Here is a 2,677-nt window from a genome sequence, read left to right as displayed (position 1 = left end):
AACCCTTATATAGAAAGGCATTTAGCGATTTTTGTCAATTGTTTTTGATCTAGAGCGAACTAATCAATTAAGTCTCTTACCAGATAAGGATTTAGTCGATTTATGCCCCCCTATCGAACCATACCAAGTAACGAAGAACCTATGCTATTCACAACTAATCTAATCAGTGTGGCCAAGGGAATAATTTCTCTTTGACAAAATCCCGGTAACATTCTGTCTGTATATGATATTGAAGATGGCTTAAAAGAGAGTTGGTTACAGCGATTATCTTGGCAATATGTTAAAAGGGATCGAGCTACCGCTCAAATAATTGCCCAAAGATATCTGGCCGCTAGTCCCTGTTTAGAAACCCTGCTAAAACTCCCAGAAGATTCCCTGGGTTATCATTATGCTACTCACCTAATTAGTCTCAATTTTGATCCTAATTTTTATCGGTCTATTCAGGTCAATTCCGATACAGATTATCTGCTGCTTCGCTTACGGCAAACTCACGATATCTGGCATATAGTAACGGGTTTTGGTGTCGATGTGACGGGAGAATTGCAACTGAAAGCTTTTGAATTAAGTCAAACTCGTCGCCCTCTAGCTATTGTCCTACTTTTAGGGGGATTATTCGGAGCTTTATTTTCTTCTCCACTTTCCTTACATTCTCTCTGGGAAGAGATTGTCATCGCCTATAATTTGGGCAAAAATACTCGACTTTTTTGGCGCAAAAATGGGAACTAGCTTGGGAGAAATCCCTGCTAGTTTGGCGGCAAGAATTGGCGATTGTCTCCTCTAAAAACTAAACTAAGAGACAATTACAGATAATTATCGGGCTGAAATTTTTTCAGCTTTTTTTTCGCAAAAGACTTGACAAACTCAAAAATTTTTGCTAACCTTTTACTATAATAGGAATCCGTGTCGCCCTGCGGAGTCTCTCTACCATCAGGATTTAAGGCTCAAGCGGACTGAAAATTTAATTGTCTCTCAATCTTTCTAATAGTGAGGAGCGGGATAAATTCGCCAGAGAAAGAATTAACTCGGTGCGTTCCGAGATGGGAAGTTGGGCAATCCGTTCCACCAGAGCGGATAATTCCGAATCTAGAGTTCCGAACCTTCCTTCCAGAAGACTGGCTATCATCGAGTAACGTTCTTCTAAGGTGCCTTCTTGTCTCCCTTCTTGTTTTCCCTCTTCCTTCCAATCTTTTCGCTGCTTTAGATAAGCTGGTGATAAGTTCATAATGACCTCCTGTTCCTCTGCACTTAAATTATCCCTCAACTCTAAATTCTTGCGCCAGTTGGCTAAGATTTCCAGTAAATTTTCTCGAAAAGGGTTAGGTTGGGGAAGTTCAACTAACTCTTCTACGGCTCGTTTCTGAGTTCCTCCTTTTCCTAAAACCCTCAACCATAAAGTGTCTTCATTCACCGGTAATTGATGGATGGCGACTATGGCTGTTTTGAGGAAGTCAGCTAAAAAGTAAACCCCTTTCAACCAATTACTCTCATCGCTGTCAGCCCTGAATCCTTGAATCATTCTAGCTGAAAAGGTGGGCGTGAGAATCCATAAAACTGGCAATTCTGCTGCAGTTAGAGCTTTGTTTGACCGTTTCGCCTTCCTTAAGAGGTCATTATGAACCGCATATAACTTTGATATACAACTGCGAATCTCTATTTCTGAGGGAGAGTTGCGGAAAGGTTCAAACAAGCAGGAAGTCGCCGCCATTTTTCCGAGTAACCCTAAAGGGAGTTTATTCCTTGATGGTGAACTGGCCGGTTCAAACCAGACATCAATTTCTTGAACCTCGCTTTTTACTTTCTTGCTCTTTCTAATCGTCCCTAGAGGTGCTAACAATTCCTCTAAATACTCCTTAGCAAATTGGTCGTGAATTTGGCGAGTCATTGCAATTGATAATCGAGCCGAAAAAGGACGGCAATAATCTTATTATATCGTCAATAATGAAGGGTTTAAATCGAACCTCAAGAATTAAGAGGTCTTTGACATCGCTTGAGAACAAAAAAGAAAGGTTGGGGAGAGTTTTTAAAATCCATAATTCCCAGCACGGTATTATCATCTACTTTCCGAAAAGAGTCATTAATCGGCAAATAATCATAAATCATCGTGGCGCTGACTTTGCCCCGATATTCCATCATTCGCAGTCTAGCCTGACTTGTCTCTGTTTTCAGCAAGGAGTTGGTCAGCATCAGCAAAGGTTTCAGAGAATTATTTTTGAGTATCGGCAGCTTAACAATCCAGTTCATGGCCGTGGGATTGGGTGCTACCTTAAAAATTTTTCCCTGACCATCTAAAAATAACAGGGGGTGGACATTCTCGGTATCGACAAATTCTTTACCATACCAATTAGATGCTTCTAATAAACCATCCATTGGGTGATTTGTCTGAAGTCCAGAACCTTGCCAACGACCGAGCATAAAGTCTAAACTCACGGGGTCGAGAGCGTCAAACAATTGTAAAGCTCTTTCTGTGGTTGTTTGACCAGCTTTAAGAATCGACTGGCAGCTTTCTAATTCTAGTGTTTCCATTGTCTCGCTCTTATTAGACCTCTTGCATAATTTTTTTATGGTATAATATAAGGTTTTGCTTTTTTCTCAATTCTTAGATTGAAGTGGAAAAAAGAATAAAATGTGATCTTAGGTCAGGAAATCATCTATAATTTTGCTATGTTTATTAGCAAAA

General features: G+C 40.2%; 3 protein-coding genes. 1 reads left to right on the top strand and 2 read right to left on the bottom strand.

What is annotated here, in order from left to right; translation table 11 throughout:
• The first annotated feature begins 210 nt into the window (after positions 1-210).
• Positions 211-726 carry a Coq4 family protein gene (locus tag O9290_RS20770; RefSeq protein WP_353852161.1) on the top strand — a complete coding sequence of 172 codons (516 nt, stop codon included), beginning with the start codon at positions 211-213 and terminating at the stop codon, positions 724-726.
• A gap of 232 nt (positions 727-958) precedes the next feature.
• Here O9290_RS20770 and O9290_RS20765 read toward each other — a convergent pair whose 3' ends face one another.
• Positions 959-1,882 carry an RpnC/YadD family protein gene (locus O9290_RS20765; protein ID WP_149988107.1) on the bottom strand — a complete coding sequence of 308 codons (924 nt, stop codon included), beginning with the start codon at positions 1,880-1,882 and terminating at the stop codon, positions 959-961.
• Between the two features lie 77 nt (positions 1,883-1,959).
• Complete coding sequence (locus tag O9290_RS20760; protein ID WP_288056741.1) at positions 1,960-2,523, bottom strand: DUF4334 domain-containing protein; 564 nt, start codon at positions 2,521-2,523, stop codon at positions 1,960-1,962.
• Positions 2,524-2,677: the final 154 nt, after the last annotated feature.

Source organism: Microcystis sp. LE19-41.2A, from assembly GCF_027530405.1.
Classification (GTDB): Bacteria; Cyanobacteriota; Cyanobacteriia; order Cyanobacteriales; family Microcystaceae; genus Microcystis; species Microcystis aeruginosa.
The sequence above is the reverse complement of the archived record's forward strand: the minus strand, read 5'-3'. Positions and strand labels throughout refer to the sequence as shown.

Excerpts from the sequence above, each read along its gene's own strand:
- O9290_RS20765 (WP_149988107.1), bottom strand. The coding sequence starts at position 1,882 with ATGACTCGCCAAATTCACGACCAATTTGCTAAGGAGTATTTAGAGGAA.
- O9290_RS20760 (WP_288056741.1), bottom strand. The coding sequence starts at position 2,523 with ATGGAAACACTAGAATTAGAAAGCTGCCAGTCGATTCTTAAAGCTGGT.